We start from the raw sequence: 15,968 nt of genomic DNA, 5'->3' as shown, positions 1-15,968 counted from the left end.
ATGTTACTTCTGTCTGTTCAATTCATCTTCATAAATATGCTTTGCCTAGACGAGACCTAACGTGTTATTCGTTTTAAACTTATAACATAAAATATAATTAAATTTCTGCTTCATGTCAAATTCATCAGCTTAACCTCTATTAAACCAATGATTGTAAAGATTTTGTAAATGCACCTGTACAGTTAGGCAGTATTTCCCGTCCTTTTAAAATAAAAAATTCGCAGTTATGATCATAACAATTCAAGTTAGGAAAAAATCAATTACGCACAAGATAACTATGTACAATGAAGTTAACTCATAAGCAAAGGAGGTAATCTTAATGGGTATCATCGCTGGCATCATTAAAGTTATCAAAAGCTTAATCGAACAATTCACTGGTAAATAAGATTTCATAACAAACAAAGGAGGTCTTTCACATGGGTATCATTGCAGGAATCATTAAATTCATTAAAGGATTAATTGAGAAATTCACTGGTAAGTAAGTTATAAAAATCTCATAGATATGAACATCTTATTTGAAGGGGGCCATTCACATGGAATTCGTAGCAAAATTATTCAAATTCTTTAAAGATTTACTTGGTAAATTTTTAGGTAACAACTAATCTCAAACATTAACGATCAACAACTCATCACTATGTTAAATCAACATACAGGAGGACAAAACGATGGCTATTGTAGGTACTATCATTAAAATCATCAAAGCAATTATCGACATTTTCGCAAAATAATTTAAGCGAATTGAATACTTAAAATTCTCAGGCCACTATGCCAATAGGGATGGTGGCTTTGCTTTGTGTTGATTTATTGATGTGAGGTTAGTCTTGTTAGTTTGTTGCAAATAAATGGTCTTGGTTTTTTTGTATAGGATGTTCTTCGTGGGACGTACGGAATATTCGTGATCTTTGTAGTCTGACGCGTTATATTTTTGTGGCGTGTTTTATGTTTGATACTCGAGGTCTGAGACATTCATGATTTGGCGTGCGAAATCTTAATGATTTTCATGATCTAGCGCAAGATATATTGGCCACGTGCGGAATTGCGTTGCACGTTTAGACTGAAACACTCGTGTGACCGTAAGTGTTAATAGTACATTGATAGCTGCATTTACTTCACTCATTTTTATGACTGTTAAACAATGATTGTACCTTCAATTAACAGTTGGTACGATGGTTTTGCCATTTTTCATCAAAGCAAACATAAAAAGGACTAAGACACATACATGTCCTAGCCCTATGGATAAAATGCAAATTTCTGCTTTATCAAAACTATCACACTTTAAATAGATTGAAAACAAAAAGATCCTAAGAACACCTTAACTTTTTATTAATTGTCATAAATTGCAAACAATTAAGCCACAATTTAAAAATGATTATACTTCATTCAACTTATCGTGCTGGTCTAATTTGCCATTGATATGGATCTTCAAATTGTTGCCAATCTGCATCAATTTCTTGCGCATTGACTAAGCATGCGTCGAGTTCTTTTGTTAATTTTTCTTCATCTAATTCTGTACCAATAATGACAAATTGTGTATGACGATCGCCATATTCTGGATCCCATTCAGCTGCGACATCTTGACGTTCTGCTAATATTTGTGTTTGTTGCGCTTCAGACATACTAGCCACCCAATATGTAACTGGATGAATATTGCAAGATGACCCTGCTTGAGATAATAAACATGCTACGTGATTGTATTGTGCTAGCCATATGATACCTTTTGATCGAACGACATTATTTGGCATGCTTTCTAACCAATCATTGAACCTTTTAGCATGGAAAGGAAGTCGACGTTTATATACAAACGATGATATACCATATTCTTCTGTTTCAGGTGTATGCGATGCATGCCCACCAGACTCAAGTTCTTTGATCCATCCTGCTGACTCGCTCGCTTTTTCAAAATCAAAACGCTGCGTATTTAAGACTTCTTTTAAATCTACTTCAGAATTTGTTGTCTTAATAATTTTAGCAGTAGGTTGCAATGCGCTTAACACTTTTTCTAACTTTGCAAGTTCTTCTTCACTAATTAAATCAATTTTATTAATAATCAATACATCACAAAATTCAACTTGGTCAATTAATAAATCAGCAATCGAACGTTCATCTGTTTCATCAACGCTTTGATCACGATCCATCAATAAATCTTCTGAGTTGATGTCATGTACGAAGCGGTTAGCATCAACAACTGTAACCATTGTATCTAAACGGCAAATCGCTGTAAGATCAATGCCAAGTTCATCATCAATATATGAGAAAGTTTGTGCAACAGGTACTGGCTCTGAAATCCCTGTTGACTCAATAACAATTTGATCGATGCCACCTTTTTTCACTAAACGCTCAACTTCTTTTAATAAATCATCTCTAAGTGTACAACAGATACAACCATTAGAGAGTTCGACTAATTTTTCATCTGTACGCGATAGTCCCCCACCATCTGCGACAAGATCTTTATCGATATTAACTTCACTCATATCATTTACAATTACCGCGATACGTCGACCTTCACGATTTTGTAAAATATGATTTAACAATGTTGTTTTCCCCGAGCCTAAATAACCACTTAATACCGTAACTGGAATTTTAGCCATATATATACCCTCACTTCAATTTATTTGTAAATAGGAATAATTCCGTTTTACATTATATAGGAGCGTTTCATCTTTCGCAATCTTCGATAATAAAAAAATAGTATACTTAATTAAATTATTGAGCGCTTTACTTTATAATGGAGACAAAGATATATCTCACGAAAGAGAATCGAGGTGTATAAACATGCTATTTGTCATTTTAGTTTTATATGTCATTGGTATTGCATTTATTCTACTCAGTGTTTTTGGTTCAAAGACTGAAGGATTATCTACGAAACATACGTTATATACCATTGGCAGTGCTATTATAACGATTGCTATTTTCATTTCAATTGGCTATGCCATTCAATACTTAACTGCAGCGCTTTATGGTTTGTAAGGTGAGGATGATTAATGGCAAGTAGTTCGGTCGATGTTGACTTGCGTTGATTTTGATAAAGTGGTCATAGCTTTTGGTACTTGAGGATTTTGTTGTTGCTGTTTGGAATGTGGATATGTTTAATGCGGGACAGTAATTTAAGTTGTGTTTTTACAATTGTGAGTGTGGTATGTCCATTCGGTTCGAATTACTTTACATGGGAATAAAATAAATTAAAAAGAAGCGGCCTAGTGTCAGTTGTGAATATACTGAAGCGCTCCCTCCAAAGTAGACATTGAAAAAATGAAAATTTTGAAGGGAGCTTTATTTATTAATATGATATGTAGTTTAGCTATTAATTTTTTTCAGGTCATCCTTAATGCTGTCAATCTCAGACATAGCACTTTTAACCCAATCTCCTTGAGCTGCGCCTTTAAAATTAGCTTTAAAAGCTTCGCAATGCTGCGCCATTTGTTCAATTAATACTTTTTCTTCACCTTTTAACCCATTTTCAATATCTTTATATTTATGCTTATGTTCAGGTGCAATAACTGTGCGAATATTTTCTTTTTGCGCTTCCATTTTAGATATGAGATTAAGTGTTTCTACTGTAGTACTTATATCTGGCATTCTTAAGTTCATATCTGGTTCTATTAGAGTCATTTAATCTCCTCCAAATTATCAGTCACTTAGTTTATCTAACTGCTTTTCATAAGACTTTTTTAAGTCTTCTTTATATTCTTCTAATTTCCATTCTTGCTTTCTAATTATCTCATTGATTTCTTGCTCATACGCTTCTATATTTCTCGTCATTTTCCTTTGGGCATCTTCACTATAATTCATTTCGTGCTTCAAATATTGAAAAACATCATAACTACGTTCATTTTCTTTTCGAGTTCTATGCCTAAGTTCATTTAAATTTTGCAGTTCATTCTCTATACGTTTTTTCTCAGATTCATATGATTCTTCTAATTCATTTTTATTATTAATTTGATTAAACATCATAGTAATCCACCTATTTGTGATGCAAGCACTTGATCTTTATCAACGATTTCATTAATACTGAGTCTAACTCTCATAATATAATTTGATACAGAAGACCCTATCGTTGAAAGTTGTCTTTCTTTTGCAGATATCATTTGTTCAGGTTCTCTTACCATACTACTTTCATTCACTTGACCTTCATCTAAAGCATTGAGAACTCCATTTACACTCAAATCTTCACCTACAGCTTTTCCAGCTTTTTGAGCGTCTTCCCAATTTTTTCCAAATTTCTTTTTCTTTTCATTATACATTTTTTTGATTTGATTAATTTCATCGTCTATCAGTTGACTGAATGACTGCGCAATTGTTAAAGCTGTTAAACTTTCTAAAACTTTTTGCTGCGAAGAAGATAATCCTCCTCCATTTGTAGTCATCATATTTGCTCTAAGTAATTCTATACTAGCTAATTTAGAGATAGCATTATTTGAATGCTTTACAAATGACTTATTATTTTCTTCTGCATAACCTTGTAGTTTTTTTAGTTCTTTTTTTATAGCTTTTTGTTCTTCTTTGGTCAGAAAGCCTTCCATTCCATGACCTTTACCATTTTTAAAGACTTTATCATTACCGAAAAAAACATAATGCTTATATTTCTTCAGATTTTCTGTCAATGCATCATTTTCTGCAACAAACCTAGTAATATTACCTTTATAATTTTTATATAACTCTAACAATCGTTTTCCATCTGGGGAATTAGGATTCAAACTAGTTATAGAAATAGGAGCTGGATTATAAACCACAATGTTCGGAATACCATTACTCATTCCTAGAACTACTGCATCTCTTCCACCTAGTGAATGACCAGTAATAAAATCAATGTCATACTTACTTTTTATTTTATTTATAAATTCTTGTGTATTCGCATATCTATAGTTTTGATCAGATGCAGGAGAATATAATATTTTAAGATCTGCATATCCATCTTTAACTGTTTCCAAAGCATTGGTAAAATTTTGTCTTGAAAATTCACCTTCTTTTAACTTTTTAAAGGCTTCGTCTTGTAAATTAGTCCCAGTCATCCCGAGAGTTACTTTGCCTGTATCTTTATTTAAAAAAGCAGAAGTTGTTACTCCAGTAAGAGAATCAGTGTAACTATCAACATATTCAAGATTAGAAGGGAATTTGTATCTATCTTTTAGTATATCAATTTGCTGATACATTTTTACTTTATCCAAACCACTAATATTTGCATTTTCAATTTGATAACTAAAATAGGATATAGCAGATGTTTCTTCTGTATTTGCATTTATTTTACCTGGGTTTAGTTGATATTCTGGTTTACTCATATTTATTTATCCTCACTTGGTATAAATTCAACACTATCATTAAAATAAATATTCTCACCTTTTCTTTCAACAAATGTAAATTCAATATCTTTTTGACCAACTGAGGAACCTTTTAAATCCCCTCCACCTTTTAAAAGTAACTTAGGCGCTTCTTTTGTTGAAATGTCATATTTTTTACGTAGTTGCCTTACATTGTAATCGTCGTTTTGTAATTGATATTTAGCCGAATAAATTGGTGCTTCTGGATTATATGAAAACTCACCATTTTTGTATTTTTCGAAATTTTTAAACTTTCCATATTGCACAAAAAACTTGAAGTTTTCAATTTCTTTTTTTATTTTCTCGTCATTAATTTGTTCAGTAGGAATAATTTTATTTCCTACCATTTTCACTTCGTATTTTTCCTCCTTATCTTTATTTACACGATTATTATTTTCACTTATTTCTTTCAAAACAAAGAAACCTTTGGCTGTTTTGGTATTTCTATTAATATATAATTGCATACCTCTTGTTTTCATCACTTTGCCCTTTGGCTGTTTAACTATTTCAGATCTAATTAGCCAAGTACCTTTATCATCTTTTTTAAATTCTCCATCTCGATATCCCTCTTTGTTATAAAAGTCTTCTAGATTTTCAGTAGGATACATATCCAACGTTTTCGCAAAGCTTTTTTTGATTTGCTCTTCTTTTGAATCTGTTTTATTTGTATTTGCTTCTTTTTTCTGTTCTTCTTTCATATTTCCACATCCCCCAATAAAAATGATTAAAAGTAATACACTCATGTACAAAGCAATTTTTTTTATATACTCCATCATTTCACATCTCTCTGCTTTAATTTTATAAACATTTGAATATTTCATACAACTTAATAAAATAGTGATTATTGCACTTTTATGTTATCAAACAAAACTAACTTATTCAATTTAATACATGTAATTCATTTAACTTTATTATTAAATGTTCTAACGTGTTTTTTATAATACTAAATATACTTATTTATCCTCACTTGGGTTGAAATTAATACTATCTGTGAAGTAAATATTTTCTTCCTTATTTTCAACAAAGGTAAATTCAATATTTTTATATCCGACTGAGGATCCTTTTAAATTACCTGAGCCTTTCAATAACAATTTAGGCGCCTTTCTTGTTGGGATATTATATCGCTTACGTAGTTGCTCTACATTATAATCACTGTTTTTCAATTGATATTGCGCAGAGTAAATTGGTACTTCTGGATTATATGACACTTTACCATCTTTATAGTTTTCCAATTCTTTAAAATTCCCATATTGTACAAAGAATTTAAATTCTTCAATTTCTTTTTTAACTTTTTCATCATCGATTAATTTTAATGGAATAATTTTTTTATTATCAATTTTGACTGGGTATTTTCGTTCATCACTATATACCTTGCCCTCATTGTCTTCTTTGATTATCCTAACAAAATACTCACCTGTAGTTGTTCTGGTATTTCTATTTAAACGTACGACCATACCTTTGGATTCCATATTTTCATCTTTTAGTTCTGTTGTCATTTCAGATCTAATAACCCACGTCCCCTTATCACCCTTTTTAAATTCGCCATCACGGTATCCTTCTTTATCGTATAAATCCTCGAGATTCTTAATAGGGTACATATCTAACGTTTTCGCAAAGCTCTTTTTGATTTGGTCTTCTTTTGAGTCTTCTTTTGCTTTTTCAGCAGTAACACTAGATTTATCACAGCCTATTATAAAAATACTCAAAGCCATAATGCTTATGTACAATACGTCTCTCTTTAAATTTCTCATTATTCCACATCTTTCTTGTCTGATTTTTTATTGAATCTCTACTGATTATCTTTTGATGGGTTAAAATTTAAAAAATCACTGACAGAAATTTGGTTATCTTTTTGCTTTGAAAAGATATATTCCACTTTTTTATATCCTATCGAGCTACCTTTTATATCCCCATCTATATGAAATTTTAAAGTTGGCGATTCACTGGTTGTAATTGGATAAACATTTCTAAGTTTTTTTACATTTCTATCACTATTTTCTATTTTGTACTCTGCTTCATAATATGGAACATTTTCATTGCTCGATATTTTCCCGTTTTTATAATTTTTCAAGTCTTTAAAATCTGCATATTGCCCAAAAAATTTAAAATTTTCTATTTTATGTTTGAGTTTTTTATCTTCTACTTTATCTAAAAGGACAATTTTATTATTTTTAAGTTTAATACGATAATCTTTCCTTTGCAGCATCTTATCCTCTTCGTTATAAGTTTTTCTTACAAAATAATATCCTTTAGCCGTCCGCGTATTTCTATTCAAATGTAATACCATACCTTCACTATCCAATTCACCCGCTTTATTACTTTTGGCAAAATCTGTATATATCGTCCACGTCCCCTTATCACCTTTTTCAAATTCGCCATCTCGATATCCTTCTTTGTCATATAGATCCTCGAGATTCTTAATTGGATACATATCTAACGTTTTCGCAAAACTCTTTTTGATTTGGTCTTCTTTTGAGTCTTCTTTTGATTTTTTTGCATTCTCGCTTGAACTATTACAACCAATTATAAAAATACTCAACACCATAATGCTTATGTACAATACTACTCTTTTTGAATCCCTCATTTTTTCACTTCTCTCTATCATGTTAATATTTGTTGAGCACCATCAACCTTTGTGTTATTTTTAGTCACCTGGAATTAAGTTTAATCCATCTGAAAAATATATATTTTCTTTTTTATTTTCTAGAAATATAAATTCAATTTCCTTATATCCAACTGAAGACCCTTTCAAATCCCCCGAACCTTTCAACAATAATTTGGGCGCCTTTTCTGTTGGTATATCATATCTTTTTCGTAATTCTTTAACATTATAATCATCATTTTTCAGTTGATATCTCGCGGAATAAATAGGACCTTCAGAATTGTAGGAAATGTGACCATTTTCATAATTCTCTATTCCTTTAAAACTCCCATATTGAACAAAAAACTTAAAGTTTTCAATTTCCTTTTTCAACTTTTCATCTTTTATCTTTACGGTTGGAATAATTTTATTGTTTATAATTTTCACAGGATACTTTTTTCTGTTTCTCTCTCGTCAAGGTTTTTTCTTGAATCTATTTCTTCTATTGAAAAATAACCAGTTGTGGTCCTAGTATTTCTATTCATGTATAATATCATGCCTCTTGAAGTTAAACTTTTACCTTTTGGTTGAATTATCATTTCAGATCTAACAACCCACGTCCCTTTGTCTCCCTTTTTAAATTCACCATCTCTATATCCTTCTTTGTCGTATAAATCCTCGAGATTCTTAATTGGATACATATCTAAAGTTTTTGCAAAACTCTTTTTAATTTGTGCTTCTTTTGAATCTCCAGTGATCTTATTATCACTATCACAAGATGTTACAAAAATGCTTAAAATCAACAGGCTTATGCACAATCCAATCCTTTTTAAATATCCCATCATTTCACGTCTCTCTGTTTTAGAATTATTTCTATATCTAATAAACTTTAGATATCTTCATCAGACGGCCCAAAATTTAAATAATCTCTTAATGTTGTCTCTTGATCTTTAACTTTTGAAAATTTATATTCTATTTTTTTGTATCCAACTGAACTTCCTTTTATATCACCATCTATATGTAACTTTAATATTGGAGCCTTTTTCGTTGTAATTGGATAAATATCTCTAAGTTTTTTTACATTTTCATCACTATTATTCAATTTGTATTCTGCTTCATAGCTCGGTACATTTTCATTAGTTGTTATACTTCCATCTTGATAATTTTTTAAATCTTTAAAATCGGCATACTGACTAAAAAATTTAAAATTTTCAATTTTTTGTTTAAGTTTTTCGTCTTCTACATTATCTAAAAGAACAATCTTATTATTTTTAAGTTCAACACGGTATTTTTTCTCATTCTGATTTTTGCTAATATCATCATAAATTTTATTTACAAAATAATAACCTGTTGCCTTTTTGGTATTCCTATTTAGATATAGCACCATACCTTCATCATCTATCTCGCCTGGTTTGTTACTTTTTGAAAAACTTGTGAGTAAAGTCCATGTACCCTTATCGCCCTTTTTAAATTCGCCATCTCTATAGCCTTCTTTGTCGTATAAATCCTTGAGATTTTTGATTGGATACATATCTAACGTTTTCGCAAAGCTCTTTTTAATTTGTTCTTCTTTGGAATCTTCTTTTGTTTCATCACTTTTACCACAACCTGCTATAACAACTATTAAAATAAAAATACTTATGTACAATGTAAACCTTTTTAAATATCCCATCGCTTCACGTCTCTCTGTTTTATACTTCATTTATATTCTCTTTTCATATAAATAATTAATTATTTTGTATATTTCTCTTTTACGTTACCAAAATATACATATACAATCAATTTAATTTCTTAATTAAATTTGTACTTATTATTAAGTTGCATCATTTTTTTATTATTGTTTCATTTGATTTAAACCCTCTTTGAAATCAAGGTTTTAGTAGGAAAATTCATAAGTATCGTATTAGAGATTAATTGCTTTTTAGCAATATTTGTCACTTTAACTATTTATTAAAAATCATTAAATCGACTTAATAAACGTAATTTTCTTAATATTCAGTGTTATGATGGAGTTACAATTTTTAGAGGAGTGATGGATATGAAATTTAAAAAGGTTTTAGTAGCTACGGCAATGGTAGGTGTTTTAGCAACTGGCGTTGTTGGATATGGTAATCAAGCAGATGCGAAAGTTTATTCTCAAAATGGACTCGTACTACATTATGATGCAAACTTCTTAGAACATGAATTAAGTTATATTGATGTGTTATTAGATAAGAATGCTGACCAAGCTACAAAAGACAACTTAAGATCATACTTCGCCGATAAAGGACTACATTCAATCAAAGACATTATCAACAAAGCTAAACAAGACGGCTTTGATGTTTCAAAATATGAACACGTAAAATAAATTCAATAATGCTTTGTAACAAAGCACAAAAAACAGCTCAATGACGTTGAAGTCAGTGATTAACTCACTAATTTCATTACATCATTAAGCTGTTTTATTTTATTAATTATTTTTCTAATTTAGGTGTTATACGTTCAACTTTCTTTTCACCTAATGGATAAAACCAAGTAATCGGGAAATCGTTAGTATCGAAACCAACTATTTTATCGCCGTATAACTTGTAGTAAGCAGGCGTATTTTCAAGTCTTTCATCAAATTCACGGTCTGCTTTTTCTTCTGGTGTTTCTTCAATATCAATCTCTTTAGAAACAAACTCATTACTCAACAGCTCACCTGTAATAGGATCAACTACTGTAAAGTTTAGTTTTTCTCCATTTTGTAATCTAAAACCAGCACCATGTGAGTCAAAGCTAAATTCACCTTTTTCATTTACTTGTAAATCAGGGAATAATTGTGCTTCACCTAGTTCAGAGTCTACCTTCACTACTGCATTCGCGAATTTAGTCTTTCCTTTAATTACTTTAGTACCTTCTTTATCAAGAATACCTTTACCTTTGTCTGTATGATATAAGCTTCCATATATTTCATCAACATGTAAATCTTCTTTAACATTATCTAAAATTTTCACTTTGTTGACTTTAGTATGGTCATATTTAGTTTCTGCTTTATCAATATCTTCCAAACTTGTTACTTTAGTTTTGAAAATTAAAGGTTTTAATGCATCTTCATCATCATCAGGTGCAAATGTTAGTGAAATGTCATTACCTTCTTTTAACTCTAAATTATCGAAACGTTTCGTTTTGAAGTCAAAATTAAAGTATCCTTTATCATCAATAGGCATCCAGATTCCTTCTGATCCAGATTTCGCTTCTTCTTTATTTGGGCCACCATTAGAATTTGTTTCAAAATTAATAAATTTATTATTAATAGATAAAGCAACTTTACCTTTTACAGACGTATGCCCTTTAATAATACCTGATCCTTCAGTAATAGGTTCGATGAAAACTTGGTGATGTCCATCTTTTTCTTCTAATCGTTTTTCCGGTACTTCATACGCTTTTTCATATCGCGGTGTTGTGTAAGTAACTTTAGCACCTGTACTTTCTTCTTCAGCTTCAGATTTTTCAGTGGAATCTTCTTCTACCTCTTCATCATCTTCACCTAAATCATCTAAAGATGAAGATGATACTTCAATTTCTTGGTTGTGAACTATTTTACGATTATTTAGAGGATACTCAAACTTCCCATCTTCTTTTGAAGTTATAAATGAACTGTCCTCTCCATCTACTGAATCAACACTTTTTCCATCTATGTTAAGTAATATAATATGATTCGGCATAGTAGTCCCTGTTACCTTTTGATCTCCTGGTTTGATAGGGTCTAAATTAACAAAGTTCTTAGAAGACTCTGCCGTTTTTGTTTCTTTTGAATTTTGTTCAGTATGTGTAACAGCTGTTGATTCTTGATTTGTACTTGGCTTTTGATTAGTTTCTGATGCTTCTGCTTGTCCGTTTGTCATGATATATAACATAGTAATTGCAACTGATACTAAACCGACTTTCATTTTACGTAATTTAAAATTTTCCCTCATGATTTACTCCCTCGAATATTATTAGTTTAATTCAACATTAATTTCTTTTATTTTAGTACCATCAATTACATCACCCATGCGGTTTGTTTGTAACTTTTTATTCAATTCAAATGTGTAAAACCCACCATCTTCCATGGTAACTCTAATTTTGCTGTTTTTAGGTTCTGTTTTATAAAGACCGTTTTTGTCGATTAAGTGTTTTCTTAATTTGAAATCAAGTTCTTTTAATGAGATATTCTCTTTACTTATACTGTAATAAGATGAAGTTACAGTTTCAGTATTACTACTAGTTTTTTTAGTTATTTGCATGTTCACACTTTTGACATTATCTATGATATCTTGTTTATTTGAAGTTGTTATTCCTCCATTAGAACTTGTGATACCTGATCTATCAGAATTTTCTCTGACCACAAATACATCAACATTAGATATTTCTCCATCGTCATTAAATTCTAACTTTTCATTACCTGTTAGTGTCACATCAATTTGTTGATTGTGATATATGAAAGTAACCTTGTTGCCTTCCTTATATCCTCCTATATTTTTCAGATCAAAACTTTGTCCTTTATAATAATCTTTTAAATCTTGAGTCGCTTGTGATCTAACCTCTAATGTACTTGCTTTTACTGGCTGAGCAGTAGTTGTAATCATCCCTGTTGTTAAAATCCCTAATGCTAAACTTGCTTTAGCAATATTTTTTAATTTCATAATTCTATGCTCCCAATTTTTAGTCTATTTGATTTATTCTATTACGCAATACGAACAATCCTCATTCATTATAATGAGCAATGGTCGTGCTTCACATTAAACTTACTTTAACTAAAAATTAATCATTATTAAGTAATTTAATAAATAGTTAACTAATATCATTCAATTCCTATCGATCTACTCTCTTTTATTTACGAATAACACTTTATCTCAACTTAATCTTTATTTAACCACTTATTCTGTACACAATTTCGACACAAAAAAGACACTGCGCTTTCACAGTGTCTAAATTTAATGTTCGCTTTTTTATCATAGCGAATCGGGTATTTTTAGTTACTAAAAGTTACATAAGGAAAATCGGCCAATTTAAGATTATTTTATTAATACTTAATTGATAGATGTGCTCAAATGCTTAAATAAACATCTTTTGTAAAAACACTTGTTTTTGACTTTTAGTATGTTCAATTTTATATTTTTGCAACTCAACCAATTGATTAATTTTTCTAAAGAATTCAGCAATCTCTTCTTGCTCTGATATGGAATGTGGAATAGTAACGTATAGTCGATTTAAATTTTTTTGACTCACACCTTTTGCTGTAGCACCACTACACAATTTTAATAAATCATTATAAACATTTTCAGAGCTCAACAATGATGCTAAAAAGTTATCAGTGATTTTTTCATTTGAATTAAACGCGATAGTTCTTTGACTTAATATATATCCTTTATTATCCGGAACCTGTGCTACATTGCCCATTGGCGCTTCAGTTGTAAATAATACTTGCCCCTTATATAATTCATTTCCTCTCATCCATCTAGTATATAAATCTAGATTTCCATATTTCGCCTCTACATTAAAATCAATATAGCCTTTTTTTACATTGACTGCTGATAATGCTAAATACCCTTCGTCAGACCATTCCATATTTAATTTTTTTGGTGTTCTCCCTCTAAAATCTATTACTTTATCAATTACATCAAAAAATTTAATTCTTTCCCAATCAGGATAATCATTACCATTCTCATTCTTAAATCGCAATTCCTGTGAGAAGATTTTCTGCATATAGCCTTTTTTCTGTTGTTGAAGTAATTCAAGCTTTTGTTCTTCTAATTCAATTTGTCGGTCGAGTTTGCTGAAGAACTTGCCTATTTTTTGCTGTTCTTCTAAACTTGGATATTTAATTAGAATAGTAAAAAAATCATTCACAGAAACATTTAATAATCCGTGATTTCTTGCACCCTCAACTGCAATTCCAGAAACTTCTCTATACCAGTGTGTCGAATCAAAATATGCTTCCATGAAGTCTTTAGACATTTCACTTTTAATAGAAAAACAAATATACAAAGAGGACAATACACCACTATCATATCTAGTTAATCTTTTAATAGCCCCTAATGGGTATCCATTAGAATAACTTTTGTTATACGCGAATTCTCCATTCTTTATTAGTGTATAATTTTCTAGATTTTTCGACGAAACTGATTTACTAAAGTATTCTGTTTGATCAATTAAACCTAACTGTCCGGATATTGTTAAAGGCTTTTTCGATTCTAAGTTTTTATTTTTCCTAATTACTCTATCTGTAAGATCCCCTAACTTCTTCTCTTCCCATTCGCCTTCAAACCCTGGGAATCTCAACTCTGGCACATTTTTCTTTTGTGTATTACTCATCTTTCAACACCCCAAGTTCTTTCAGGTATGCATTGATTTCTTGTTCGATTTCTGCGATTTCTTTGTCAATATTTTTCAAATCTTGTTGGACTTGATCTAAATCAATTGGCTCTTCTTCTTCGAATGTGTCGACATATCTCGGTATATTTAGGTTGTAATCGTTATCGGCAATCTCTTGTAATGTCGCGCTGTAGCTATATTTATCAATCGTTTCTTTACGCTTATATGTGGCTATAATACGATCGACTTGGGCATCGCTTAAATGGTTTTGATTTTTTCCTTTTTCAAAATCATTGGATGCATCGATAAATAATACGTTGTCGTCTTGTTGGCGACATTTTTTAAATACTAAAATACATGTTGGAATACTTGTCCCATAGAAAATATTGGCTGGTAAGCCAATCACGGCTTCTAGGTAGTTCTTTTCTTCTATTAAATAACGACGAATCACACCTTCTGCAGCCCCACGGAATAAGACGCCATGTGGTAGCACAACTGCCATGGTACCTTCATCGTCTAGGTAATGTACCATGTGTTGAATAAAGGCAAAGTCTGCTTTGGATTTTGGCGCAAGCTTGCCGTAACCACTAAATCGTTCGTCATTTTCAAATTTTGAATCTGCTGTCCATTTCGCACTATACGGTGGATTCGCAATAACCGCATCAAATGTATGGCCTAAAAAGGCTGGGTTTTCCAACGTATCATCATTACGGATATCGAAATTTTCATAACGCACATCATGTAATAACATATTCATACGCGCTAAGTTGTATGTGGTATTGTTACGTTCTTGACCGAAATAACGATACACTTGTGTTTCTTTACCAACACGTAACAACAGTGAACCTGAACCACATGTTGGGTCATACACGTGACGTAATTTATCTTTACCGTCTGTGACAATCTTCGCCAGTATCTTAGATACTTGTTGTGGTGTATAGAACTCGCCTGCTTTTTTACCCGCTGTCGCCGCAAAGCGCCCGATAAGAAATTCGTATGCATCACCTAACATATCAATTTCCATGTCACTGTGAACGAATGGTAAATCGTCAAGGTTAACCATGACTTTAGAGATTAACGCAGTACGTTCTTTGACATTGTTACCTAAACGCGTTGAACTCAAATCCATATCGCTGAACAGTCCGATAAAGTCATTTTCACTTTCTTCACCTAGTGTTGATGTTTCAACTTTACGAATTGCCGTCGCCAAATGTTCGATATCGAAATCTTGCGTTTCAATTTCACGAATCATCGCACTGAATAAATCTTGTGGCTCAATGAAGTAACCGACTTGGTCAATTAATTCTGCTTTTAAGTCTTCACGGTATTCTTCGTCTGCCCATGCTTCTTGATACGTGATGTCTTCACCTGACAAGGCATCTGCATATTCTTGTTCTGCTTTTTCAGATAAGAAGCGATAGAAAATCAAGCCTAAAATGTAATTACGGAATTCACTCGCATCCATATTCCCTCTTAAATCATTCGCAATCGACCATAATTTTTTATGTAATTCAGCTTGTTGCTGACGTTGTTTTTCAGTAATAGACATGTGATTCCTCCGCCTTTGAATAAGTAATTTATCTCTTTGTGTAATAGATTTATTATAACATTTGGTGATGTTACGATGTTGAGAATTTTGATGTTGGTGGTGGAAATTTTATCTTTATGGAAATTGGGGTAGAATCCATAAAACGAAAAAAACGACTTAACGACGATATCGATTAATGCATCCCTTTGGTAAGGTGTGCACACCA

The 15,968-nt window shown here is 31.3% G+C and carries 17 protein-coding genes and 4 pseudogenes; 6 read left to right on the top strand and 15 right to left on the bottom strand.

The window, feature by feature from the left end; genetic code table 11:
- The first annotated feature begins 319 nt into the window (after positions 1-319).
- From IDG65_RS08225 to IDG65_RS08210, 4 genes are all read left to right on the top strand, one after another.
- A complete protein-coding gene (locus tag IDG65_RS08225) occupies positions 320-385 on the top strand; it encodes a phenol-soluble modulin PSM-alpha-1 (protein WP_014373781.1) in 66 nt (21 codons plus the stop codon).
- Positions 386-416: 31 nt separating this feature from the next.
- Entirely contained in the window at positions 417-482 is a 66-nt protein-coding gene (locus tag IDG65_RS08220; protein ID WP_014373780.1) for a phenol-soluble modulin PSM-alpha-2, read from the top strand.
- Between the two features lie 51 nt (positions 483-533).
- Complete coding sequence (locus tag IDG65_RS08215) at positions 534-602, top strand: phenol-soluble modulin PSM-alpha-3 (RefSeq protein WP_014373779.1); 69 nt, start codon at positions 534-536, stop codon at positions 600-602.
- A 63-nt stretch (positions 603-665) separates the two neighbouring features.
- Entirely contained in the window at positions 666-728 is a 63-nt protein-coding gene (locus tag IDG65_RS08210; protein ID WP_014532416.1) for a phenol-soluble modulin PSM-alpha-4, read from the top strand.
- Positions 729-1,385: 657 nt separating this feature from the next.
- Here IDG65_RS08210 and IDG65_RS08205 read toward each other — a convergent pair.
- Complete coding sequence (locus IDG65_RS08205; RefSeq protein WP_001062987.1) at positions 1,386-2,588, bottom strand: GTP-binding protein; 1,203 nt, start codon at positions 2,586-2,588, stop codon at positions 1,386-1,388.
- Between the two features lie 118 nt (positions 2,589-2,706).
- Between IDG65_RS08205 and IDG65_RS08200 the strand changes: the two genes are divergently transcribed.
- Positions 2,707-2,967, top strand: a complete 261-nt coding sequence (locus IDG65_RS08200) for a hypothetical protein (protein ID WP_072433528.1) — start codon at positions 2,707-2,709, stop codon at positions 2,965-2,967.
- 327 nt (positions 2,968-3,294) lie between these two features.
- Here the strand turns inward: IDG65_RS08200 and IDG65_RS08195 are convergent, their stop codons facing one another.
- The 8 genes and pseudogenes from IDG65_RS08195 to IDG65_RS08160 all read right to left on the bottom strand — a co-directional run bounded on the left by IDG65_RS08195 (position 3,295) and on the right by IDG65_RS08160 (position 9,568).
- A complete protein-coding gene (locus IDG65_RS08195; protein ID WP_000172540.1) occupies positions 3,295-3,609 on the bottom strand; it encodes a hypothetical protein in 315 nt (104 codons plus the stop codon).
- A gap of 18 nt (positions 3,610-3,627) precedes the next feature.
- On the bottom strand, positions 3,628-3,951 hold the full coding sequence (locus IDG65_RS08190) for a hypothetical protein (RefSeq protein ID WP_000971498.1): 324 nt from the start codon (positions 3,949-3,951) through the stop codon (positions 3,628-3,630).
- Positions 3,948-5,276, bottom strand: a complete 1,329-nt coding sequence (locus IDG65_RS08185) for a hypothetical protein (RefSeq protein ID WP_000042462.1) — start codon at positions 5,274-5,276, stop codon at positions 3,948-3,950. Before IDG65_RS08185 ends, IDG65_RS08190 begins: the two co-directional genes overlap by 4 nt.
- A gap of 2 nt (positions 5,277-5,278) precedes the next feature.
- Positions 5,279-6,088, bottom strand: a complete 810-nt coding sequence (locus tag IDG65_RS08180) for a tandem-type lipoprotein (RefSeq protein ID WP_025174571.1) — start codon at positions 6,086-6,088, stop codon at positions 5,279-5,281.
- 180 nt (positions 6,089-6,268) lie between these two features.
- Entirely contained in the window at positions 6,269-7,066 is a 798-nt protein-coding gene (locus tag IDG65_RS08175) for a tandem-type lipoprotein (RefSeq protein ID WP_001670268.1), read from the bottom strand.
- 38 nt (positions 7,067-7,104) lie between these two features.
- Positions 7,105-7,899 carry a tandem-type lipoprotein gene (locus IDG65_RS08170; protein WP_001205664.1) on the bottom strand — a complete coding sequence of 265 codons (795 nt, stop codon included), beginning with the start codon at positions 7,897-7,899 and terminating at the stop codon, positions 7,105-7,107.
- A 60-nt stretch (positions 7,900-7,959) separates the two neighbouring features.
- Positions 7,960-8,738: pseudogene (locus IDG65_RS08165) on the bottom strand (tandem-type lipoprotein).
- A 47-nt stretch (positions 8,739-8,785) separates the two neighbouring features.
- Positions 8,786-9,568 carry a tandem-type lipoprotein gene (locus IDG65_RS08160; RefSeq protein ID WP_050964244.1) on the bottom strand — a complete coding sequence of 261 codons (783 nt, stop codon included), beginning with the start codon at positions 9,566-9,568 and terminating at the stop codon, positions 8,786-8,788.
- A gap of 366 nt (positions 9,569-9,934) precedes the next feature.
- On the opposite strand from IDG65_RS08160, the gene spn reads away from it, so the two are divergent.
- A complete protein-coding gene (gene spn, locus IDG65_RS08155; RefSeq protein WP_000669523.1) occupies positions 9,935-10,243 on the top strand; it encodes a myeloperoxidase inhibitor SPIN in 309 nt (102 codons plus the stop codon).
- Positions 10,244-10,349: 106 nt separating this feature from the next.
- Here the strand turns inward: spn and IDG65_RS08150 are convergent, their stop codons facing one another.
- From IDG65_RS08150 to IDG65_RS08135, 6 genes and pseudogenes are all read right to left on the bottom strand, one after another.
- Positions 10,350-11,834 carry an FKLRK protein gene (locus IDG65_RS08150; RefSeq protein ID WP_001208914.1) on the bottom strand — a complete coding sequence of 495 codons (1,485 nt, stop codon included), beginning with the start codon at positions 11,832-11,834 and terminating at the stop codon, positions 10,350-10,352.
- 21 nt (positions 11,835-11,855) lie between these two features.
- Complete coding sequence (locus IDG65_RS08145; protein WP_000769157.1) at positions 11,856-12,542, bottom strand: superantigen-like protein SSL11; 687 nt, start codon at positions 12,540-12,542, stop codon at positions 11,856-11,858.
- Positions 12,543-12,954: 412 nt separating this feature from the next.
- Positions 12,955-13,533 (bottom strand): annotated as a pseudogene (locus IDG65_RS15140) (restriction endonuclease subunit S); the annotation flags it as partial.
- 3 nt (positions 13,534-13,536) lie between these two features.
- Positions 13,537-13,710 (bottom strand): annotated as a pseudogene (locus tag IDG65_RS15135) (restriction endonuclease subunit S); the annotation flags it as partial.
- Positions 13,684-14,214, bottom strand: a pseudogene (locus tag IDG65_RS15130) (restriction endonuclease subunit S domain-containing protein); the annotation flags it as partial. The pseudogenes IDG65_RS15130 and IDG65_RS15135, both read right to left, overlap by 27 nt.
- Entirely contained in the window at positions 14,207-15,763 is a 1,557-nt protein-coding gene (locus IDG65_RS08135; RefSeq protein ID WP_000028651.1) for a type I restriction-modification system subunit M, read from the bottom strand. The gene IDG65_RS08135 and the pseudogene IDG65_RS15130, both read right to left, overlap by 8 nt.
- Positions 15,764-15,968: the final 205 nt, after the last annotated feature.

This window comes from Staphylococcus sp. EG-SA-17, assembly GCF_017151845.1.
In the GTDB taxonomy this organism is placed as follows: domain Bacteria; phylum Bacillota; class Bacilli; order Staphylococcales; family Staphylococcaceae; genus Staphylococcus; species Staphylococcus aureus.
The sequence above is the reverse complement of the archived record's forward strand: the minus strand, read 5'-3'. Positions and strand labels throughout refer to the sequence as shown.